Raw genomic sequence first — 22,533 nt, 5'->3', positions numbered from 1 at the left:
GCTGTTCAGCCCGTCCGGCGTTTGAGGACGAGGCCCCTCAAGGGCCGATCGGGGGTCTGGGGGCGGAGCCCCCAGGCACCGCGACCGACGGCGGGGGACGGTGCCCCCTGGTACCGCAACCCCCGCGGCGGTCCCTTTACAAGCGGCCGATGTCGACGCGAGGCATCTTCGGCGCCCGCCGCCCCGGCGTCCGCCCGCTCAGCAGAATCAGCCGCGCCGCCCGATGCCGCTGCCCCGCATAGGGCTCCAGCAGCTCCAGCATCACGGCGTCGTCCGCGTCCCGGTCCCCGGCGAGCGCCCACCCCACGATCCCCGGCAGATGCAGATCCCCCACGGTCACCGCGTCGGCCGCGCCATGACTCCGCTGCACCACCTCCGCGGACGTCCAGGGCCCGATCCCCGGGACGACCTCCAACCGGGCCTGAGCGGCGGCGGGTTCCATGCCCACGGCCTCCTCCAGCCGCCCCGCCACCCGCACCGCCCGCAGAATCGTCGACGCCCGCTTGTTGTCGACGCCGGCCCGATGCCACTCCCACGACGGAATCAGCGCCCACGTCCGAGGTCCCGGCATCACCCACAGCCGTCCGCCGGCGGCGGGTCCGGGCGCCGGCTCCCCGAACTTCCGCACCAGGATCCGCCAGGCCCGATACGCCTCGTCGGTCGTGACCTTCTGCTCCAACACGGACGGAATGAGCGACTCCAGCACCAGCCCGGTCCGCGTCAGCCGAAGCCCCGGCCGTCGATGCCAGGCACTGGCCACCACCCGATGCCGGGGCACGAAGGCCTCCGGCTCGTCCATCCCCCCGAGCAACTGCGGCAACTGCTCCAGCAGCCACTCGGCCCCCGCTCCCCAGGCCTCACCCCGTACCGCGCCTCCCTGCACGGACACCCTCAGCGTCCCCGGTCCCGCAGGCGTCAGACACGCCCGCCACACCGACCCGTCGGGCATCGCCCGGAAGGTGGGATCCGCGGGCCCCCGCCTGAGCGGCCCCAGCACCAGCCCGAGATCCAACGGCCCCTCGGGCACGACGGTCCGCGCCCGTCCCGGGGCCGGGGCCTGGGCCTGGGCCTGCCGGGGTATCCCCGAGGGCAGAACGACTTCTCCACCACGCACGGTCGTACGAGTGGACCGAGGAGCGAAACGTCCTGCCACGGCTGAGTTCCTGGGGGTCGGGGATGTCCTAAGAGACTAGGCGATGCATGACGGCCGGCATGCCTGCGACGCCCTGAACCCGGACCCCGGGCGCCCGCCCCTCACCGCACCTCGATGAAGCCCGCCGCGTCCCGCGCCGCCCGCGGCCTCGGCTCCTCCGCCGGATGCCCCACGGCCACCGCCCCCATCGGATCCCACTCCTGCGGCAGCCCGAGCACCTCCCGTACGACATCACGGCAGAACATCGTCGAGGAGACCCACGCCGAGCCGAGCCGCTCTCCGGCCAACGCCACCAGGAAGTTCTGCACCCCGGCCCCCGCGGCCACCACGAACATCTCCCGCTCGGCGCCGTCCCGCCGAGTGTCCCCATAGGTGTGCGACCCGTCCATCACCAGACAGGGCACCACCAGATACGGCGCGTTGCGCAGCACGTCCCCGCGCCGCACCCGCTTCGCGACCGACTCCTCCGACTTGCCGTCCCGCCGCAGATCCGCGATCCACGCGTCCCGCATGGCGTCCAGCAGCCGACCCCGTGCCGCCTCCGACTCCAGCAGCACGAACCGCCACGGAGTCGTGTGATGCGGCGCCGGCGCGGTCACAGCCAAGGCCACCGCCCGCCGCACGGCCCCGGGGTCGACGGGCTCGTCCGTGAACGCCCGTACGGTACGACGCTGGGCCACCGCCTCCCGTACCGCCTCGGACGTCCCCAGCCGGAACATGTCGTCGCGCGCACCGCGCACCATGGCCCGCGCGCCCTCCTCGTGGTCGTCGGCCACCACATGCGCCAGCCCCCGCACCACGGCGACGGGCAGCCCGGCGGCCTTGCCCTTGACGAGATCACCGGCCGCCGCGAGTTCGTCCGCCGTGGCGACGACGGTCGCGCTCAGCGGATTGCCGTACGCGTCCGTGCCCCCGCGCAGATCGTCCAGCACCCGCACACCGGCGGCGCCGATCGCGACATCCGTGAGCCCCGAGCGCCAGGGCCGCCCGAACGTGTCGGTCACCAGGACGCCGACGTCGACACCGAGCGCGTCCCGCAGACCGTCGCGGATCGCGCGCGCGGAGCCGTCCGGGTCCTCGGGAAGGAGCAGCACGGTCCCCGCAGGGGTGTTGGAGGCGTCGACACCCGCGGCGGCCATCACCAGGCCCTGCCGGTTCTCGACGATCCGCAGAGCCCCTCGCCGGGCCACGACCCGCACCGTCTCGGCGTCGATCGCGGCCTCCCGGTCGTCCGCCGCGACGATCCGCCCCTCGGCCTTGGACACGATCTTCGAAGTGACGATCACCACGTCCCCGTCGACCAGCCCCGGCTCCGCGGCGGCGATCAGCTTGGCGAGATCGTCGCCCCGCTGCACCTCGGGCAGCCCGGGCACGGCCCAGACCCGGTAACCGCCGTCGGCCGCGACGCCCAGGTCGGCAGTCTCCTCGCTCATGACGTCCGCACCTCCTCCGCCAGCGCCAGGGCCTCCCGCGCCATCTGCGCGGTCGTCTCCAGGTCGGTCATCATCAGCGGCACCGCCCGGCACCGGATCCCGGCCGCCTCGACGCGCTCCACGACGCCCGCGTCCACGGTGTCGACGAGCCAGCCGTCCAGCAGCCCCGAGCCGTAGTGCTCGGCGACCGCCGCGGCCGTGGACTCCACGCCCACCGCGGCGAGCACCTTGTCGGCCATCCCGCGCACGGGCGCGTCCCCGACGATGGGGGAGAGGCCCACGACCGGCACCCCGGCCTCCGCGATCGCCTCACGAATCCCCGGCACGGCGAGAATCGTGCCGACCGACACCACCGGATTGGACGGCGGGAACAGCACGACATCCGCCTCGGCGATCGCCTCCAGCACCCCCGGCGCCGGCTTCGCCTGCTCCGCGCCGACCGGGACGACCGCCTCGGCCGGCACCGAGGCCCGCAGCCGCACCCAGTACTCCTGGAAGTGCACCACCTTGCGCTCGCCCGCCCCGGAGCCGGTGTCGGGCAGCGTGACGGCCACATGCGTCTCGACGCGGTCGTCGGTCATCGGCAGCAGCCGCACCCCCGGCTTCCACCGGTCGCACAGCGCCTCGGTCACCGCGCTCAGCGGATAGCCGGCGCCGATCATCTGCGTCCGCACGATATGGGTGGCGAAGTCCCGGTCGCCGAGCCCGAACCACTCCGGGCCCACGCCGTAGGCCGCGAGCTCCTCCTTGAGATGGAAGGTCTCGTCGGCCCGGCCCCAGCCCTGCTCCTCGTTGATGCCGCCGCCGAGCGTGTACATCACCGTGTCGAGGTCCGGGCAGACCTTCAGGCCGAAGAGGTGGATGTCGTCCCCGGTGTTGCCGATGACGGTGACGTCCGCGTCCGGCGCGGCCCGCTTCAGACCGCGCAGGAACCGGGCACCACCGATGCCGCCTGCCAGAACCACGATTCGCATGCGCCAAGTCTCGCAGGCGGGTACGACAACGCGTCAGGCGGACACCGGACGCGGCTCGGTCCGCGCCTCGCAGTGCGGCGAGGTGTGCATGGGCATCTCGGTCAGGCCCGGGTAGTAGACGTGCAGGCTGACCGCCGGCTCCAGCGCGTCGTTGACGACCTCGTGGACGTACCCCGGCGCGAACACCCGCTGTGCCCCCTCGCCCAGCGCGCGCGTGCCCCGCTCGGTCCGCTCGGTCAGCGTCCCCTCCAGCACGGTCAGCACACCCGACGACCGCCCGTGGTCGTGCGGCCCGCTGCCCTGCCCGGGCACCCAGGACAGCAGCCACACCTCGTAGCCGGGACCGGTGCGCAGCCGGTGGTACCAGCGTGTCGTGGTGTCGTACTCGACGAGGTGCTCCCACTGTGAGCGGTCCGCGGCGATGGAGCGGGCCAGGCCCACGAACTCGGCCACGGTCACCGGGTGCTCGCGCGGCGGCTGCAGCAGGTGCTGGACCTCGAGGAGGTCGCCGGCGATCTGGAGGTCGTTGTCGCTGTTCATGAAGTGCGGTGGTTCCTCAGTGAAGGGAGGTCAGAGGGGAACGAAGTGCGGGGAAATACCGAGACCGAGCCGCGTGGGCGACTCGGTCGTCAGCTGGAGCGGGTACGGCTCAACAGCTGGAACAGCGACAGCTACAGCGAGCGCGGGCTGCACCGTGGGACCCGGCGGTGCGGGTCGAGGTGGGCGCCAAGTTCGCGAGCATGCCCACAAGGCAATCGGTTCACACCTCGACTGTCAACTCGACACCCGGTATGTGGGACGCGTTTCACCTCATCCGGTCCATCTGCGAGGTGAAAGGTTTGTTCACCGCCCGACCGGGACACATGGCGCACAACCGGGCGCACAGGCCTCCTGTGGAACGGGATCGAACGTCCGGGCGTCCTTCCCCGTACAGGCTCGTGCGCGGGGTCGGAGGCCCCCTGGGTCTCGTCTGCGTGTCAAGGTTTATGCCGATTTGAACACTTTCCGCATGGCCTTGGTTCCGCAGAGTGAATAAGGGGCCCAATAGCAGATCTCGGCTTGACTCGCCCGGAGCAGCACACTTGTAATTTCACTCGTGTCGTTCAGCCGGAATCGGTAACGGCTACATCACGGGGACGCGAAAGACTGACGAGGGGCGCACATGACCGAGCTGGTGCAGCAACTGCTGGTCGACGACGCGGACGAGGAACTCGGCTGGCAGGAGCGCGCGCTGTGCGCCCAGACCGACCCCGAGTCCTTCTTCCCCGAGAAGGGCGGTTCCACCCGCGAGGCCAAGAAGGTCTGCCTCGCCTGTGAGGTCCGCTCCGAGTGCCTCGAGTACGCCCTCGCCAACGACGAACGCTTCGGTATCTGGGGCGGTCTGTCCGAGAGAGAACGCCGCCGCCTGAAGAAGGCCGCCGTCTGAGGACACCTACGGACACCTACACACGACAGCGCGGGAACGGCCCGTCGCAGGTGGTTATCCACAGGCGGCGGGCCGCTGTTGTGCCCAGCCGATAGTGTGGTCGCTCGTCCGAGACGCCTCGCCGCCCCCACAGGGCGCAGACGTCCACCGCAGTCCATCGAACCGGGGCCCGTACCTCGATGTCCGTGCACAGCCACACGGCAGCCCAACACGACGCTGCCACCGCAGTGTTTGACCCGACCCGCCCGCCCGAGTTCCCGCGTCACGTGGTGACCGCGGTCGTCGTCTCCCACGACGGCGCCCGCTGGCTGCCCGACGCGCTCGCCGGGCTGCTCGGCCAGGAGCGCCCCGTCCAGTACGTCATGGCGGCCGACACCGGCAGCGGCGACGACTCCGCCCGGCTGGTCACCGACGCCCTCGGCGCCGACCGCGTGCTGCACCTGGCCCGCCGTACCGGCTTCGGCCAGGCCGTCGAGGAGGCGGCCCGGACCGCTCCCGTGCTGACCCCGGACGAGCTGCCGTACCTGAAGCGGCCCAGCGGCTGGGACCCCGTCACCCGCTCGTGGCGCGACGACGCCTACGACATGCCGGAGCTCCCGTACGGCGAGCCCGTCCAGTGGCTGTGGCTGCTGCACGACGACTGCGCCCCGGACCCCGACGCGCTGGCCCAGCTGCTGCGCGTGGTGGAGAACGAGCTGGAGCTCGGCCGCGACGACGTCGCCGTCGTCGGCCCCAAGCTGCGCGGCTGGTACGACAGGCGCCAGCTCCTGGAGGTCGGCGTCTCCATCGCCCACTCCGGCCGCCGCTGGACCGGCCTGGACCGCCGCGAGCAGGACCAGGGCCAGCACGACCACGTCCGCCCCGTGCTGTCGGTGTCCACCGCCGGCATGCTGATCCGGCGCGATGTCTTCGAGCAGCTCGGCGGCTTCGACAAGCGGCTGCCGCTGATGCGTGACGACGTCGACCTGTGCTGGCGCGCCACCGCCGCGGGCCACCGCGTCCTGATCGCCCCCGAGGCGGTCGTACGACACGCCGAGGCGGCCTCGCGCGAGCGCCGCACCGTCGACTGCGCGGGCCGCGGCGCCGCCTCACCGCACATGGTCGACAAGGCCGGCGCCGTCTACACCCTGCTCGTCAACAGCCGTACCGCCGCGCTGCCCTGGGTGCTGGTGCGGCTCGTGGTCGGCACGCTCCTGCGTACCGTCGCCTACCTCGTCGGCAAGGTCCCCGGACAGGCCGTCGACGAGATCCGCGGCCTCCTGGGCACACTGCTGCGGCCCGAGCGGATCATCGCGGGCCGGCGCAGGCGCGGGACCCCGCAGATCGACAAGGGCGAGCTGCGGGCGCTGTTCCCGCCGCCCGGCGCGACCGTGCGGGCCACCGTCGAACAGGTCGCCGGCAACCTCTTCAGCGACTCCGAGGCCGAGGCCGCCGCCGGCGCCGGACGGCACGGCGGCGCCGTCGAGTCCGGGCCGGGCGGCGACGACGCCGACTTCCTGGAGATCGAGCAGTTCGCCCGCCTCAAGCGCATCGCCCGCAAACCGGGCCCGATGCTCTTCCTGGTCCTGCTGTTCGTCTCCCTGGTCGCCTGCCGTGAACTGCTCGGCGGCGGCGCGCTCGCGGGCGGCGCCCTGCTGCCCGCCCCGGGCGACGCGAGCGAGCTGTGGTCGCGCTATCTCGACTCCTGGCACGCGGTCGGCGCCGGCGGCACCCCGTCCGCGCCCCCCTACCTGGCGATCGTGGCCGCGCTGGCCTCCGTCTTCCTCGGCTCCACCGGCCTCGCGGTCACCGTCCTGCTGGTCTGCTCGGTCCCGCTCGCCGGCTTCACCGCCTACTTCGCCTCCCGCCCGCTCGTCGAGTCACGCCTGCTGCGCGCGTGGGCGGCCGTCGTCTACGCCTTCCTGCCCGCCGCCACCGGCGCGCTCGCCGGCGGCCGCATCGGCACCGCCGTGCTGGCCGTGCTGCTGCCGCTCGTCGCGCGTGCGGGCATCGCCGCCGGCGGCTTCACGAACGCCTCGGGCACGCGCGGCAGTTGGCGCGCCACCTGGGCGTACGCCCTGCTCCTGACGATCACCACGGCGTTCACACCGATCGTGTGGCCGATCGCGCTGATCCTCGGGATCGCGGTGCTCGTGCTCCGCCGCGCCGACATCACCGCCTACGGTCCGCGCTTCCTGGCCCAGCTCGGTTCGCCCCTGCTGGTCCTCGCGCCCTGGTCGCTGACGCTGCTCCCGTTCGGCTTCTTCAAGCAGGCCGGCCTGGACTACGGCCCCTCGGCCGCCTCCGCCCTCGACCTGCTCGGCATCAGCCCCGGCGGCCCGGGCACGGTCGACGGGCTGATGCTGATCGGCGTCGTCCTGGCCGCGCTGGCCGCCCTGCTGCGCTCGGAGCGCCAGTTCGGCATCTGGACGGCCTGGGCGGTCGCCCTGGTGGGCCTCGTCTTCGCCGTCCTGTCCAACGGCTCGACCTGGGCGGGCCCCGCCACCCTCGTCTACGGCATCGCCCTGCTGGCCGCCGCCGCCCTGGGCGCCGACGGCGCACGCGCGCGGGTCGCCGAGCAGAGCTTCGGCTGGCGCCAGCCGGTCGCCGCGCTGATCGCCTTCGCCTCCCTCGCGGGCCCGCTGCTGGTCGCCGCCGGCTGGATGATCCGCGGCGCCGACGGACCGCTGGAGCGCCGCGACCCCACCCAGGTGCCCGCGTTCGTCGCCGAGGAGAGCGGCACCAGCGACCAGGCCCGCACCCTCGTCCTCGACAGCGACTCCGCCGCCCACGTCGGCTACACGCTGGTGCGCGGCTCCGGCGCCCGCCTCGGCGACGCCGAGACCGCCGCGGCCGACGGGGAGAACGCCAAGCTCGACAAGGTCGTCGCCAACCTCGTCGCCGGCTCCGGCGCCGACCAGGCCGACGAACTGGGCGAGTTCGCGGTGCGCTACGTCCTCGTCCACAAGGGCGCACCCCGCGAGGTCACCCGGGTCCTGGACGCCACGCCCGGCCTCTCCCGCCTCAGCCAGCAGGACGGCAGCGCCCTGTGGCGGGTCGACCAGGAGGTGGCCCGTGCGACGATCGTCACCGCCTCCAAAACCGGCACACCGCAGCCCGTGGCGGCCGGCCCGGTCGACATCCGCACGACCATCCCCGCCGGGGCCGCCGGCCGCGTCCTGCGCCTCGCCGACACCGCCGCCGAGGGCTGGACGGCCACCCTGGACGGCAGACCGCTCACCCGCACCACGGTCGACGGCTGGGCCCAGGGCTTCGAACTCCCCGCCTCCGGCGGCCGGCTGGCCGTCACCTACGACGACCCGATCACCCACACCGCCTGGCTGTGGGCCCAGGGCTCCCTCGCCGTCGTCCTCATCGTCATGGCCCTGCCCGGCCGCCGCCGCGACGTCGACGACGACCTCCCCGAGGAGCCCTCGATCCCCGCCCAGGCCGTCGCCGGCGAGGGCCGTCGCGCCCGCCGTCTGCGCGCCCAGAGCGAGGCGGAGGAGGCGGACCAGACCGGCGAGTTCCCGGTGCCCCAGCCGGCTCCGGAGGAGACACCGGTCCCGGTCCCGCAGCAGCAGGCCTACGACATGGGGGTCTCCCCGGGCGAGGACGTCCAGGCCTGGGAGGGGGATCCGGCGAGCTACCAGACCGCCGGCTACGACCCCTACGCCGACGAGCGGTACCAGAACGCCCAGCAGTACCCGGGGGGCGCGTACGACCAGTCGTACCAGGCGGACCCGTACCAGAGCGGCCAGTACGACCCGTACGCCTACGGCGGTACGGCCCAGGGCGGGTACGACCCCACGGCCTACGACCCCACCGCGTACGACCCGACGTACCAGCAGACACCCCAGGGCTACGACCCCGCGTACGACCCGGCGCAGCAGCATCCGCACAACCCTGAGCGCCCCGACGGGAGTCAGCAGTGAAGCGCACCCTCATCTCCCTGATCGCCGGTGCGGCCGCGCTCGCCGCCATCACCGGGTTCGCCTCGCTCACCGCGCCGGGCGCCTCCGGCGCGGCCACCGCCAAGGCGGCCGCCGAACTGCCCGTGGAGCGCACGACACTGCTCTGCCCGGCCCCGAGCACCTCCGACATCGCCGAGACGTCGTACACGTCCTTCACACCCGTCACCAAGGGCACCGGAAGCGACGGCCAGGCCGAACTCCAGGCCGCCACCGTGCAGTCGGACGACGGCACGGGCGACGGCAAGAGCACGAAGGACACCGCGAAGAACAAGAAGGGCAAGGGCAAGAAGACGGCCGACAAGCCGGTCCTCACGCCCAAGGAGCCCGGCACGCCCGTCACCGGGGACACGTCGGGCTCCGACGCGCCCGCGCTGATCGGCACCGCGGAGGGCAAGTTCGCGCCGGGCTGGTCGGTGCAGGAGACCACCGAGGTCGCCGCGGGGTCGGGCCGCGGTCTGCAGGGCGTCAACTGCACCGCGCCGGACACGGAGTTCTGGTTCCCGGGCGCCAGCACCAGCGCCGACCGCACCGACTACGTCCATCTGACCAACCCCGACGACTCCGCCGCCGTCGTCGACATCGAGCTCTACGGCAAGGACGGCGCCCTCAAGTCCGCGGTGGGGGAGGGCATCACCGTCCCGCCGCACTCCAGCGACCCGGTCCTGCTGTCCACCCTCACCGACGAGAAGCAGACCGACCTCACGGTGCATGTCAACGTGCGCAGCGGGCGGGTGGGGGCCGCCGTGCAGGCCCTGGACGACAAGTCGGGCGGCGACTGGCTGCAGGCCTCCACGGACCCGGCGGGCAGCCTCGTCCTGCCCGGCATCCCCAAGGACGCCTCCTCGGTCCGGCTGATCGCCTTCACCCCGGGCGACTCGGACGCCGACCTGAAGGTGCGCCTGGCCACCCCGTCCGGTCCGATCACGCCCGCGGGCAACGAGACGCTCCACGTCAAGGCCGGCATGACGACAGCCGTCGACCTCGGTGCCGTCACCCGCGGCGAGGCGGGCTCCCTGATCCTGACCCCCACGGACCAGTCGGTACCGGTCGTGGCCGCGCTGAAGATCGTCCGCGGCAAGAGCGGCAAGCAGGAGACGGCGTTCATCCCGGCGAGCGCCCCGGTCGGCACGCGCGCGACGTCGGCCGACAACAGTGGCAAGGGCTCCACCCTGTCGATCACCGCGGCGACCCGCACGGCCACGGTGAAGGTCACCGCGTCGGCGGGCAGCGGCAACGGCACGACGGTCTCCAAGACGTACACGATCAAGGCCGGCACCACCCAGGACGTCGACGCCCCGGTCCCGACGGGTCTGAAGGGCACGTACGCGCTGACGGTCGAACCCGTATCCGGCGGCCCGGTCTACGCCTCCCGCACCCTGGCGGCCACGGAGGAGGGCGTCCCCGGCTTCACGATCCAGACCCTGCCGGACGACCGGGGGCTGGTGTCGGTGCCACAGGCGGACGAGGACCTGTCGGTGCTGCAGAAGTAAGGCAGGGATGGGGCGGAAGTGAGGCGGAAGTGAGGCAGGGGTGAGCGCTGTCGGTGGGGCTCAGTCCTCGCCGTAGCGCGGATCGACGGTCTCCGGGGTCAGCCCCAGCAGCTCGGCCACCTGCTCCACGACGACCTCGTGCACCAGGGCGGCCCGCTCGTCGCGCCCCTTCGTGCGGATCTCCACCGGCCGCCGGTAGACGACCACGCGCGCGGGACGTCCCTCGCGCGCGGGAATCGTGCCGCCCAGCGGCACCGCCTCGTCGTTCCAGACCTGCCCGGGCCCGTCCAGCCGAGGCACCTCGAGGACCAGGAAATCGATGTCGGCGAGCTGCGGCCAGCGCCGCTCCAGCCGCTCCACGGAGTCCTGCACCAGGTCCGCGAACACATCGGCACGGCTCGCCGCGAGCGGCACCTGGGGAGGCGCGATGGGGCCGCGCATGCCCCTGCCGTGGCGGTCACGACGGCGGGGCCCGGGGCGGCCGGCTGCACGGGGCGGTACGGGGTTGTCCATCACTGGTGAAGCGTAGTCCCCGCCGAGACCCGACGCCCGGCTCCACGCGGCATCCCGGACACCGTCCGGCCACCCGCCACGGCATGTCGCAGGATGACCATTCCAGCCAAGATTGGGCTCGTTTCCGTATCTCTACGAGACCGTCGATGTCGAGGCAAATGACGGTGTTTGTACGGAGAGTTGACCGGACGCGGAGCCCCGCGTGGCCCTGTGAACGCCCGTCCGCGCAGGTCAAAAGGGTGTGTCTGGAGGGGTGTGTGGGGCGATTCACACCACGACACGGTGGAGTGACCTGGTGGGGAGTCGTCGCGGCCCGCTCAAGAGTGCGGTACCGTCCAACGTCGTGAGCCCTGTACGTCGCTGTTCGCGCACCGCTTGCGGCCGTCCCGCCGTAGCGACGCTGACGTACGTCTACGCCGACTCGACCGCGGTCCTCGGCCCGCTCGCCACCTACGCCGAACCCCACTGCTACGACCTGTGCGCCGAGCACTCCGAGCGCCTCACCGCCCCGCGCGGCTGGGAGGTCGTCCGGCTCCTCGACGGCAACGCACCGGCCCGCCCCAGCGGCGACGATCTGGAAGCGCTTGCCAACGCGGTGCGCGAGGCGGCCCGTCCGCAGGAGCGCGCGGCCGGCGCGGGCGGCGGTGCGCGCACGGCGGACCCGATGGAGGTCGCGAGGCGCGGCCATCTCCGGGTGCTGCGGTCCCCGGACAACTGACCCGCGAACCAGGCCGAGCGCGGGGAGTTCACTTCCCGCTCCGCTCACCTGATGGGATCTCACGGGTTTGACGGGCCCTGACGGGCCTTCTGGCGGCCGTTCAGGTCCCTCGGCTCGCCCAACCGCGTACCGCTCGGCCCAGCCGTCTCCAGAGCCTCCCGGGGCGCAGTCGTGGACCTCGTTCCCATCATCCGGATGCTCCCCCTCCCCGGAGCCCCGCCCCCTCACCGCCTTCTCACCCGCCTTTGACCTGAGGTTACGGCGGTGGCCCCGCTCGGCATCCGTGCGACGCCCGGTCATCCGGTACGGGTAGTTTGGGGCGACCGATAGGACTTCAGGAGGGTTGGCCGTGGCTGCTGATCTGTCGCAGATCGTGAAGGCGTACGACGTACGCGGAGTGGTCCCGGACCAGTGGGACGAGCCCCTGGCCGAGCTCTTCGGCGCGGCCTTCGTCCGGGTGACCGACGCGGACGCGATCGTCGTGGGCCACGACATGCGGCCGTCGTCCCCCGGCCTGTCACGTGCCTTCGCGCGCGGGGCGATGGCTCAGGGGGCCGACGTGACGGAGATCGGCCTGTGTTCGACGGACCAGCTGTACTACGCGTCCGGCGCCCTCGGCCTCCCGGGCGCGATGTTCACGGCCTCCCACAACCCCGCCCAGTACAACGGCATCAAGATGTGCCGCGCGGGCGCGGCGCCGGTGGGCCAGGACACGGGCCTGTCCACGATCCGCGAACTGGCGGAGGAATGGCTGGAGTCGGGCGCTCCGGAACCGGTCACCGAACCGGGAACCGTCACGCGGCGCGACACGTTGTCGGACTACGCGGCCCACCTCCGCTCCCTCGTGGACCTGACCTCCATCCGCCCCCTGAAGGTCGTGGTCGACGCGGGCAACGGCATGGGCGGTCATACGGTCCCCACGGTCTTCGCCGGCCTGCCGCTGACCCTCGTCCCGATGTACTTCGAACTCGACGGCACCTTCCCGAACCACGAGGCCAACCCGCTGGACCCGGCGAACCTCGTGGACCTCCAGCAGCGCGTCCGCGAGGAGTCCGCCGACCTGGGCATCGCCTTCGACGGCGACGCGGACCGTTGCTTCGTGGTCGACGAGCACGGCGACCCCGTGTCCCCGTCCGCGATCACGGCGCTGGTCGCGCGCCGCGAACTCGCCCGCAACGGCGGCAAGGGCGTGATCATCCACAACCTGATCACCTCCTGGTCGGTCCCGGAGGTCGTGAAGGAGAACGGCGGCACCCCGGTCCGCACCCGCGTCGGCCACTCCTTCATCAAGGCCGAAATGGCGGCCTCGGGAGCGATCTTCGGCGGCGAGCACTCGGCCCACTACTACTTCAAGGACTTCTGGAACGCCGACACGGGCATGCTGGCGGCTCTGCACGTCCTCGCGGCCCTCGGCGGCCAGGAGGACCCGCTCTCCGCCCTCACCGCCGAATACGACCGCTACGTGGGCTCCGGCGAGATCAACTCCACGGTCGCCGACCAGGCGGACCGCGTCGCCGCCATCAAGGCGGCCTACGGCCCCCGCGAGGACACCACCCTCGACGAACTCGACGGCCTCACCGTCACCTCCGCCGACTGGTGGTTCAATGTCCGCCCGTCCAACACGGAGCCCTTGCTCCGCCTGAACGCTGAGGCCAGAGACGAGGCGACGATGACGAAGGTGCGGGAGGAGGTCCTGGCGATCATCCGGGGCTGAGGGGCACGTCTCTTCCGGGGCCGGTGTCGTCTCCCGGCCCGTCCGGCGTTCGAGGACGAGGCCCTTCAGACCGAAGCGGGGGTCCGTGGGCGACAGCCCCCGCACCCCACCCCCTACGGCGGTACTCTGACCAGGCACATCCGCACACCCGAAGGGACACCCCATGCCGCTCGAAGCCGGCCTCCTGGAGATCCTCGCCTGCCCGGCCTGCCACGCTCCCCTCAAGGAGCAGGACACCGAGCTGATCTGCACCGGCCAGGACTGCGGCCTGGCGTACCCGGTCCGCGACGGCATCCCCGTCCTTCTCGTCGACGAGGCCCGCCGCCCCGCGTGACGAGAAGGCACAGCCCCTCGTGACGCGGGCCGCGCTGCTCCTCGTGGAGGAGGCCACGCACCTCCTCGTAGCGAAGTCCGCACAGCTCCTCGTGGCGAAGGGCACGGGGCTCTTCTGACGAGACCCGCCCCACCCGCCGTCGCGAACGCGCCGCCCCACCGGCCCCGCCCCGCCCCACCCGCCGCACGCACCCCCAAGCCCGCCGCCCCCCGAGGACCGGCGATCGGAGGCTGCCGCCCCATGCTCGACGAATCGCTGCTCGACACCCCCGAGGCGCTCTCGGAGGCCGACCGACGAGGCCTGCTGCGCGGCGCCGCCGAGGCGGGCGCCCGCGTCCGCACCGCCGCCCGGCACGCCGCCGAGGCCGGTGTCAACGACCTCAAGCCCGACGGCCGCCCCCGCGCCGTCCTCATCGCGGGCCCCGGCGCGGCCGCCATCTGCGCCGCCGATCTCCTCGGCACCCTGGCCGGCCCCGGCAGCCCCGTCATCCGCCTCGCCCCCACCGGGGTCGCCCCCGCCGCGGGCGCCCTGCGCTGGGAACTCCCTGGCTGGGCCGGATCGGTCGACCTGCTCCTGATCACCACCCCGGACGGCACAGAACCGGGCCTGTCCCTGCTCGCCGAGGCCGCCTACCGCCGAGGCTGCACGGTCGTCGCGGTCGCCCCCGCCCGCACGCCCCTCACGGAGGCCGTCGAAGGCGCGCACGGCCTGTTCGTACCGATGGCGACGGCCCCCTACGAGCAGGAGGAGGAAGAGCTCGCCGCGTCCGCCCCCGGGGTCCTGTGGGCGCTGCTCACCCCCCTCCTCGCGCTCCTGGACCGCACCGGCCTGCTCTCCGCCCCGCCGGACGCCATCGAGAAGGTCGCCGACCGCCTCGACCACATCGCCGAGCGCTGCGGCCCCGCCATCGCGACCTACAGCAACCCGGCCAAGACGCTCGCCGCCGAACTCGCCGACGCGCTGCCCGTCGTATGGACCGAGGGCACCTCGGCCGGCCCCGCCGGCCGGCGTTTCGCCGCGGCCCTCGCCGAACTCGCCGGCCGTCCCGCCGTCGTCTCCGAGCTCCCCGAGGCGCTCGCCGCGCACAGCGCCCTGCTCGCGGGCCCGCTCGCCGCCAGCGCCGACCCGGACGACTTCTTCCGTGACCGCGTCGAGGAGGCGCCCGCGCTGCACGCGCGCGTGGTGCTGCTGCGCGACCGCCCGATCGGCGGCCTCACCGCCGCGCCCACCGCCCGTGACCTGGCCCTCAGCCACGACACGCCGATCAGCGAGCTGGAGCCGGAGGAGGGCGGCGAACTGGAGACCCTCGCCGAACTGATCGCCATCACGGATTTCGCCGCCGTTTACCTGGCGCTCGCCTCGGGGGCCTGATCTTGACGCCGGCGCCCTGACCGCCTCAGGGCGCCGTACCCGAGCGCCGAGAGCGCACACGCACGTACCGAGAACCGGCAGAGAGAACCGCATGGACCGCCTCGACAACACCATCCGCCCCTACGCCTGGGGATCCACCACCGCCATCCCCGGCCTCCTGGGTGTGGCGCCGAACGGCGAACCGCAGGCGGAGATGTGGATGGGCGCTCACCCGGGCGCCCCGTCACGCACCGGACGCGGCACGCTCGTCGAGGTCATCGACGCCGACCCGGAGCGCGAACTCGGCCCGGCCGCCGTGGCGAAGTTCGGCCCCCGCCTGCCCTTCCTCCTGAAGATCCTCGCCGCCGGCGCCCCGCTCTCCCTCCAGGTGCACCCCGACCTCGCCCAGGCGAAGGAGGGTTACGACGACGAGGAGCGCCGCGGCATCCCGGTCGACGCCCCGCACCGCAACTACAAGGACGCCAACCACAAGCCCGAACTGATCTGCGCGCTCACCGAGTTCGACGGCCTGTGCGGCTTCCGCGACCCGCTCCACGCGGCTGGCCTCCTCGACGGCCTGGGCGTCGACTCCCTCAAGCCGTACGTCGACCTCCTGCACGCCCACCCCGAGGAAGCCGCCCTGCGCGAGGTCCTCACGGCGATCCTCAGCGCCGACCCCGAGGAGATGCGCCACACGGTCACCGAGGCCGCGTCCGCCTGCGCGCGCCTGGGCGGCGCGTACGCGCCCTACGCGGACATCGCCCACCACTACCCGGGCGACCCGGGCGTCATCGCCGCCATGTTGCTCAACCACGTCCGTCTGCAGCCCGGCGAGGCCCTGTTCCTGGGCGCGGGCATCCCGCACGCGTATCTGAACGGCCTAGGCGTCGAGATCATGGCCAACTCCGACAACGTCCTGCGCTGCGGTCTGACCCCCAAGCACGTCGACGTCCCCGAACTCCTGCGCGTCGTCCGCTTCGAGGCGAGCGACCCGGGAGTCCTGCGCCCCGAGGCCTCGCCGGACGGCGAGGAGGTCTACGACACCCCGATCGACGAGTTCCGGCTGTCCCGGTACGTCCTCCCGGAGGGCACGCGGGCCCACGACCTCACCCTGCCGACCCCGCAGATCCTGCTCTGCACGGCCGGGTCCGTGCGGGCGGGCGACCACGAACTGAGCCCCGGCCGGTCGGTGTTCGTCCCGGCGGGCGAGAAGGCCGAAGTGTCCGGAGCGGGTACGGTCTTCCGGGCCACTGTGATCGTATGACCGGGGTTGTGGATACCTGACACGCCGTCGCCGGACAGGGCTGCAAGAATGGCCCACCGGCAAAGGGCGGGCAAAGCCGCGGCGAGGCGGGTCCCCGGGCGGCACACGTACGAAGGCGAAGGGACAACGCGGACACATGAGCGCGTCAGGCGGCACCAGGGCGATCGTGGCGGCACTCGGCGCCAACCTCGCCATCGCGGCATCGAAGTTCGTGGCGTTCGCGTTCAGCGGCTCGTCGTCGATGCTCGCCGAGGGCGTCCACTCGCTCGCCGACTCCGGCAACCAGTTCCTGCTGCTGATCGGCGGCAAGAAGGCCCAGCGCGAGGCGACCCCGCAACACCCCTTCGGCTACGGCCGCGAGCGCTACATCTACGCCTTCCTGGTCTCCATCGTCCTGTTCTCGGTCGGCGGCATGTTCGCGATCTACGAGGGCTACGAGAAGATCCGCCACCCGCACGAGGTGGAGCACTGGTACTGGCCGGTGGGCGTCCTCGCCTTCGCCATCATCGCCGAGGGCTACTCCTTCAAGACGGCCATCAAGGAGTCCAACCAACTGCGCGGCAAGCTCTCCTGGTCGCAGTTCATCCGCCGGGCCAAGGCGCCCGAACTGCCCGTCGTCCTCCTGGAGGACTTCGGCGCACTCATCGGTCTGGTCCTCGCCCTCGGCGGGGTCGGCCTGGCGCTGCTCACCGGCGACGGCGTCTGGGACGGCATCGGCACGGTCTGCATCGGCATCCTGCTCGTCCTCATCGCCCTCGTCCTGGCCGCCGAGACCAAGTCGCTCCTCCTGGGCGAGGCCGCGGGCATCGAGGAGGTCAAGAAGATCGAGGCCGCCGTCGTCGACGGCGACACCGTCACCGGCATCATCCACATGCGCACGCTCCACCTCGGCCCCGAGGAGCTGCTGATCGCCGCCAAGATCGCCGTCCAGCACGACGACACGGCCGCCGAGGTCGCCTCCGCCATCAACGCCGCCGAGGCCCGCATCCGCGCCGCCGTCCCCATCGCACGTGTGATCTACCTCGAACCGGACATCTACAGCGAGGCCGAGGCCGCCAAGGGCCCGGACCGCGAGGCGACCCCGGGCGGCCCGGCCCCGCACCCCGCAGAGCACTGACCGGTACGACAGCCTGATCGGGTTTCCCGTCCACGGTGACCCGCTCGGACGACCACATGTCCTGTTGTCGCTGTTCCCACCCCTCGCGGAACCCCTCCGAACGCCGCGATCGGCACGATCTGTCCGGAGGCGGACTGGGGCGGTCGGGCCGGTCGGTGTAGCTTGGGGTGGAGCCAGACGTCGCTGCTGATGGCGGTCGGGCGGTCCCATCGCGGACCGACCGAGGGAGAGAGGGCCTCCGACGGACTGCGCTGCGCGCACGCGGGCATGCCTGTGTCCTCTTCTCGGGCACCCCTGTGTCCGCCGCCGCGCAGACCAGCCGTACCCACCCTCGAACCGATCCCGAGGAGCAGCTCGCAATGACGACTGTCGACAACCGACAGGACTTCAAGGTCGCCGACCTCTCCCTGGCCGACTTCGGCCGCAAGGAGATCACCCTCGCCGAGCACGAGATGCCCGGTCTGATGGCGATCCGCAAGGAGTACGCCGAGACCCAGCCGCTGGCCGGCGCCCGGGTCACCGGCTCCCTGCACATGACCGTGCAGACCGCGGTCCTCATCGAGACCCTGGTCGCCCTGGGCGCCGAGGTCCGCTGGGCGTCCTGCAACATCTTCTCCACCCAGGACCACGCGGCCGCCGCCGTCGCCGTCGGCCCCAACGGCACCGTGGACAACCCCCAGGGCGTCCCCGTCTTCGCCTGGAAGGGCGAGACGCTGGAGGAGTACTGGTGGTGCACGGAGCAGGCGCTGACCTGGCCGAACACCCCCACCGGCGGCCCGAACATGATCCTCGACGACGGTGGTGACGCCACCCTCCTCGTCCACAAGGGCGTCGAGTACGAGAAGGACGGCAAGGTCCCCTCCGTCGACACCGCCGAGTCCGACGAGCACCGCGTCATCCTCGAACTCCTGCACCGCACCATCACGGACGGCTCTCAGAAGTGGACCCAGCTGGCGTCCGAGATCCGCGGCGTGACCGAGGAGACCACCACCGGCGTCCACCGCCTGTACGAGATGCAGCGCGACGGCGTCCTCCTGTTCCCGGCGATCAACGTGAACGACGCCGTCACCAAGTCGAAGTTCGACAACAAGTACGGCTGCCGCCACTCCCTGATCGACGGCATCAACCGCGCCACCGACGTCCTCATCGGCGGCAAGACCGCGGTCGTCTGCGGCTACGGCGACGTGGGCAAGGGCTGCGCGGAGTCCCTGCGCGGTCAGGGCGCCCGCGTCATCGTCACCGAGATCGACCCGATCTGCGCCCTCCAGGCGGCAATGGACGGCTACCAGGTCACCACCCTCGACGAGGTCATCGACAAGGCCGACATCTTCGTCACCACCACCGGCAACAAGGACATCATCCTGGCGTCGGACATGGCGAAGATGAAGCACCAGGCGATCGTCGGCAACATCGGCCACTTCGACAACGAGATCGACATGGCCGGCCTCGCCAAGATCCCCGGCATCGTCAAGGACGAGGTCAAGCCGCAGGTCCACACCTGGACCTTCCCCGACGGCAAGGTCCTCATCGTGCTGTCCGAGGGCCGCCTGCTGAACCTGGGCAACGCGACCGGTCACCCGTCGTTCGTGATGTCCAACTCCTTCGCGGACCAGACCCTGGCCCAGATCGAGCTGTTCACCAAGCCCGACGAGTACCCCACCGGCGTCTACACGCTGCCCAAGCACCTGGACGAGAAGGTCGCCCGTCTCCACCTGGACGCGCTCGGCGTGAAGCTGACCACGCTGCGTCCGGAGCAGGCGGCGTACATCGGCGTCGATGTCGACGGCCCGTACAAGTCGGACCACTACCGCTACTGACGCTGCCGCCGCAGTACCTCCGAGGCAGGCCCCCGCACCCCCGTGTCGGGGGCCTGCCCCTTCGGCCTTGCGGTCCCTTGGCCGTATCAGCCGTCAAGACCCAGGACACCCATGCCCCGCGGCCGCTATTCGCTCCACGATCCGCACGATCACACCCCCCTCGCAGAAGAGCACTTCCACTGCGCCCCCGGCCCCTCCGGCTGGCGCTACGTCTCGCAGCTGACCGCCCCCTCGGGCGATCACCGCGGCTCCGTCGACCTCACCCTCGACGACCTCGGCCGCCCCATCCGCCTGGAACTCCACGCCGCCGACTGGCAGGTCCGCGGCGCCGCCCTCGACGGCGTCACCTGGGTCCGTACGGACCCCACCGGAGCTCAGGCCACCGAAGGCAACGTGCGCGCCCACGCCTTCACCGGCACATCCCCCGCGTTCCTCGTCGCCACCACCCGTCTCCTGCGCCTCACCCCCTCCGCCTCGGCGACCCGCGTACGCCTCGTCAGCTTCACGGACCCCGTCCTCGCCCCGCGCACCGTGGACCAGTCCTGGACCTTGCTGAACAGAGAAGCACACGCCACTGACAACGGCCCCCTGACCGTGGACGAATACCAGGTCACAGCGCTGGACACGGGCGAGCAGCACACCGTGCACATCGCCGGAGACGTGGTCCTCGCGGCGCCCGGCATCGAGCTGGAAGACCTCGAATCGCCCCCGTCGGTCTTCACCTGATCGAAGGGGGGTCCGTCCGCCCCCCGTCCGGGAAGGCAGGCGGAACGACGGACTAGGCCGGCGGCACGAACCCGGTCGTCCTGGGGGCGGGCCGCTCGCCGACGGGCGGCGCCTCCGCCGGCGCCGCGGGCCGGGTCTCGGACGGGGGCTCGTACGGCGTCTCGTGCGAGGGTCGAGTCTCGTACGCCGGCCGGATCTCGTACGGCGAGGGTGCCGACACCTCGGACCGGCCTTCCACCGGGGCCGCCGGCGGCGGAGCCGCCACGGGACCGCTCGGGAAAGCCCGCCGCACCTCCCTGGCCTGCCGCTCCTGCACCACCGCGGCCAGATAGGCAGCCGGCGGCACACCCTGCGGGACCGGCGCGCCCGTACGCGTCGCGACATCGGCCGCGAGCCGTTGCGACATCGCCCAGCCGACCTGCGGATCGAGCTGCTGCATCCGCGTCAGGTACTGGCGCACGGCCAGCCACAGCCCGTCGGGAACGGCGGACAGATCGAGTTCCGAGAACCGCCCCGCCAGCCAGGGCGGCGGCGGAGGCATGAAGCCGGTCCGTGCGACAGGTATCCGTTCCCGTACGACCAGAGTCCCGGCGAAGACGTCCCCGAGCCGGCGCCCGCGGGCCGACACGAGCGACGCGATGCAGGCGATGACACCGAACGTCAGCAGGATCTCGAAGACGCCGATCCCACCCCGGACCAGCGCATGACGGAACCGGATCGGCCCACCGTCGTCCCGCACCACCCGCAGCCCGCACGCCAGCTTCCCCAGCGACCGCCCATGACTGAGCGTCTCGACCGCGATCGGCGCCCCCACCAGCACCAGGACGAAGGTCGCGATCGACACCGCGATCTGCGCCGCGTCGTCCAACGAGGCCGTGGCGGCGACGAGCGCAATGGTCACGACGGTGTAGACGGCGACAGCCGCCACCAGATCCAGCAGCACCGCGAGGGCCCTGCTGGGCAGCCTCGCAGGGCGCAACTCCAGCGCCACCGCCTCGCCCGTCACCAGCTCACTCACGCCCGCCGCCCTTCCCCTGGCCTGCCCTGTTGTCGGCCAGTCTGCCAAGCTGAGGGCGCATCGCGCCGCAGTACGACAAGCTGACATCCACGACAGGTCGCCGACGAACAGCCGAGGAGCAGGCAGACCGATGGACCTCGACGTCTTCGTCACCACCCACCGAGCCGAGTGGGACCGCCTCGACTCACTGCTCGGACGCCGTCGTCTCACCGGTGCCGAGGCCGACGAACTCGTCGCGCTCTACCAGCGCACGGCCACCCATCTCTCCCTCATCCAGTCCAGCGCGCCCGACCCCCAGCTGACCGGCCGGCTCAGCCAACTCGTGGCACGCGCGCGTAGTGCGGTGACAGGCACCCGGCGCGCCTCCTGGAGGGACGTCACACGGTTCCTCGCCTACGGCTTCCCGTCCGCGGTCTACCGATCGCGCCGCTGGTGGGTGCCCACGGCTCTTCTCTCCGTCGTCGTCGGCGTCCTCCTGGGATGGTGGATAGCCACCCACCCCGAGGTGCAGGCGAGCATCGCCGCTCCCAACGAGCTACGGGAGCTCACTCGCCCCGGGGGCCAGTACGAGACGTACTACTCCAGCCACCCCGCGGCCTCCTTCGCCGCCCAGGTCTGGACGAACAACGCCTGGGCCGCCGCCCAGTGCCTCATCCTGGGCATCTTCCTCGGCCTGCCCGTCCTCTGGATCCTCTTCCAGAACATGCTCAACCTCGGGGTGGGCTTCGGCCTGATGTCCTCGGCCGGCCGGCTCGACACCTTCCTCGGTCTGGTCCTCCCGCACGGCTTGCTCGAACTCACCGCGGTCTTCGTCGCGGCCGGCACCGGGCTCCGCCTCGGCTGGACCGTCATCGACCCCGGCCCACGATCCCGCCGCACGGCCCTGGCGGAGGAGGGCCGTGCCGCCATCGGCATGGCGATCGGTCTCGCCCTGGTGCTGTTCGTCTCCGGCGCCATCGAAGGGTTCGTCACCCCCTCGGGCCTGCCCACTTGGGCCCGCATCGGCATCGGCGTCACAGCCGAGCTCACCTTCCTCGCCTACGTCTTCATCCTCGGCGGCCGCGCGGCTCGTGCCGGGGAGACGGGAGATCTCGAGGCGGCTGAGCGCAGCGCCACGGTGCCCACGGCAGCCTGATGTGCGGGCACGCCCGCCGAGCTGTTAGTCTCTTCTTCGCCCCGCAGGAGCCGTTGACACGGACCGGCAGGGGAGGTAGATTCGAACAGTTGCCTGGAGCCGGGTTCATCCCGTTCGGTAACAGTGAGCGTCTGTCTGCTTCTCGGAACATCGACACATCGATTTCGAAGAAGCCACTCCCGATGAATCGGAAATGAGCGGCCGGCCAGTCCGGCCCGGAACTTCTGATAAAGTCGGAACCGCCGGAAAGGGAAACGCGAAAGCGGGAACCTGGAAAGCACCGAGGAAATCGGATCGGAAAAAGATCTGATAGAGTCGGAAACGCAAGACCGAAGGGAAGCGCCCGGAGGAAAGCCCGAGAGGGTGAGTACAAAGGAAGCGACCGTTCCTTGAGAACT

18 protein-coding genes are annotated in these 22,533 nt (G+C 72.0%); 12 read left to right on the top strand and 6 right to left on the bottom strand.

The genetic code is table 11. The features are described from left to right. Positions 1-136 precede the first annotated feature (136 nt). From ABZT17_RS41335 to ABZT17_RS41320, 4 genes are all read right to left on the bottom strand, one after another. The gene (locus ABZT17_RS41335) at positions 137-1,153 is read right to left on the bottom strand and encodes a DNA-3-methyladenine glycosylase 2 family protein (RefSeq protein WP_356357274.1); all 1,017 of its coding nucleotides are present in this window, start codon (positions 1,151-1,153) and stop codon (positions 137-139) included. A gap of 101 nt (positions 1,154-1,254) precedes the next feature. Continuing rightward, a complete protein-coding gene (locus ABZT17_RS41330) occupies positions 1,255-2,586 on the bottom strand; it encodes a coenzyme F420-0:L-glutamate ligase (RefSeq protein ID WP_356357272.1) in 1,332 nt (443 codons plus the stop codon). Further along, a complete protein-coding gene (gene cofD, locus ABZT17_RS41325) occupies positions 2,583-3,560 on the bottom strand; it encodes a 2-phospho-L-lactate transferase (RefSeq protein WP_356357270.1) in 978 nt (325 codons plus the stop codon). Before cofD ends, ABZT17_RS41330 begins: the two co-directional genes overlap by 4 nt. 33 nt (positions 3,561-3,593) lie before the next feature. Then, on the bottom strand, positions 3,594-4,100 hold the full coding sequence (locus tag ABZT17_RS41320) for a cysteine dioxygenase family protein (RefSeq protein WP_356357268.1): 507 nt from the start codon (positions 4,098-4,100) through the stop codon (positions 3,594-3,596). A 622-nt stretch (positions 4,101-4,722) separates the two neighbouring features. On the opposite strand from ABZT17_RS41320, the gene ABZT17_RS41315 reads away from it, so the two are divergent. The 3 genes from ABZT17_RS41315 to ABZT17_RS41305 all read left to right on the top strand — a co-directional run bounded on the left by ABZT17_RS41315 (position 4,723) and on the right by ABZT17_RS41305 (position 10,429). Next, complete coding sequence (locus ABZT17_RS41315) at positions 4,723-4,986, top strand: WhiB family transcriptional regulator (RefSeq protein ID WP_003975777.1); 264 nt, start codon at positions 4,723-4,725, stop codon at positions 4,984-4,986. Positions 4,987-5,165: 179 nt separating this feature from the next. Continuing rightward, positions 5,166-8,900, top strand: a complete 3,735-nt coding sequence (locus ABZT17_RS41310) for a glycosyltransferase (protein WP_356357266.1) — start codon at positions 5,166-5,168, stop codon at positions 8,898-8,900. Continuing rightward, positions 8,897-10,429 (top strand): DUF5719 family protein, encoded by a 1,533-nt coding sequence (locus ABZT17_RS41305; protein WP_356357264.1) that lies wholly within the window; start codon positions 8,897-8,899, stop codon positions 10,427-10,429. The genes ABZT17_RS41310 and ABZT17_RS41305 overlap by 4 nt, the downstream gene beginning before the upstream one ends. Positions 10,430-10,489: 60 nt before the next feature. On the opposite strand, the gene ABZT17_RS41300 is transcribed toward ABZT17_RS41305, so the two are convergent. Then, positions 10,490-10,942, bottom strand: coding sequence for a metallopeptidase family protein (locus ABZT17_RS41300; protein ID WP_356357276.1), 453 nt, complete (start codon positions 10,940-10,942; stop codon positions 10,490-10,492). Between the two features lie 295 nt (positions 10,943-11,237). Here ABZT17_RS41300 and ABZT17_RS41295 point away from each other — a divergent pair, with 295 nt between their 5' ends. The 8 genes from ABZT17_RS41295 to ABZT17_RS41260 all read left to right on the top strand — a co-directional run bounded on the left by ABZT17_RS41295 (position 11,238) and on the right by ABZT17_RS41260 (position 19,982). Continuing rightward, on the top strand, positions 11,238-11,660 hold the full coding sequence (locus tag ABZT17_RS41295) for a DUF3499 domain-containing protein (protein WP_356357262.1): 423 nt from the start codon (positions 11,238-11,240) through the stop codon (positions 11,658-11,660). 349 nt (positions 11,661-12,009) lie between these two features. After that, complete coding sequence (locus tag ABZT17_RS41290; RefSeq protein ID WP_356357261.1) at positions 12,010-13,374, top strand: phosphomannomutase/phosphoglucomutase; 1,365 nt, start codon at positions 12,010-12,012, stop codon at positions 13,372-13,374. 163 nt (positions 13,375-13,537) lie between these two features. Continuing rightward, positions 13,538-13,708: a Trm112 family protein gene (locus ABZT17_RS41285; protein WP_007382472.1), complete on the top strand. Its 171-nt coding sequence runs from the start codon at positions 13,538-13,540 to the stop codon at positions 13,706-13,708. Between the two features lie 240 nt (positions 13,709-13,948). After that, positions 13,949-15,079, top strand: coding sequence for an SIS domain-containing protein (locus ABZT17_RS41280; RefSeq protein ID WP_356357259.1), 1,131 nt, complete (start codon positions 13,949-13,951; stop codon positions 15,077-15,079). Between the two features lie 91 nt (positions 15,080-15,170). Further along, positions 15,171-16,322 carry a mannose-6-phosphate isomerase, class I gene (manA, locus tag ABZT17_RS41275; protein ID WP_356357257.1) on the top strand — a complete coding sequence of 384 codons (1,152 nt, stop codon included), beginning with the start codon at positions 15,171-15,173 and terminating at the stop codon, positions 16,320-16,322. A 136-nt stretch (positions 16,323-16,458) separates the two neighbouring features. Further along, positions 16,459-17,439 (top strand): cation diffusion facilitator family transporter, encoded by a 981-nt coding sequence (locus tag ABZT17_RS41270; protein ID WP_356357255.1) that lies wholly within the window; start codon positions 16,459-16,461, stop codon positions 17,437-17,439. A gap of 359 nt (positions 17,440-17,798) precedes the next feature. Further along, positions 17,799-19,256, top strand: coding sequence for an adenosylhomocysteinase (gene ahcY / locus ABZT17_RS41265; protein WP_356357253.1), 1,458 nt, complete (start codon positions 17,799-17,801; stop codon positions 19,254-19,256). Between the two features lie 111 nt (positions 19,257-19,367). After that, positions 19,368-19,982 carry a hypothetical protein gene (locus ABZT17_RS41260; RefSeq protein WP_356357251.1) on the top strand — a complete coding sequence of 205 codons (615 nt, stop codon included), beginning with the start codon at positions 19,368-19,370 and terminating at the stop codon, positions 19,980-19,982. A 52-nt stretch (positions 19,983-20,034) separates the two neighbouring features. Here the strand turns inward: ABZT17_RS41260 and ABZT17_RS41255 are convergent, their stop codons facing one another. Beyond that, entirely contained in the window at positions 20,035-21,000 is a 966-nt protein-coding gene (locus ABZT17_RS41255) for an RDD family protein (RefSeq protein ID WP_356357250.1), read from the bottom strand. A gap of 130 nt (positions 21,001-21,130) precedes the next feature. Here ABZT17_RS41255 and ABZT17_RS41250 point away from each other — a divergent pair, with 130 nt between their 5' ends. Continuing rightward, positions 21,131-22,135 carry a stage II sporulation protein M gene (locus ABZT17_RS41250; protein ID WP_356357248.1) on the top strand — a complete coding sequence of 335 codons (1,005 nt, stop codon included), beginning with the start codon at positions 21,131-21,133 and terminating at the stop codon, positions 22,133-22,135. The last annotated feature ends 398 nt before the right edge of the window (positions 22,136-22,533 follow it).

The sequence above is a fragment of the Streptomyces sp. NPDC005648 genome, assembly GCF_040605395.1.
GTDB lineage: Bacteria > Actinomycetota > Actinomycetes > Streptomycetales > Streptomycetaceae > Streptomyces.
This window is presented reverse-complemented; position numbering and strand designations above follow the sequence as displayed.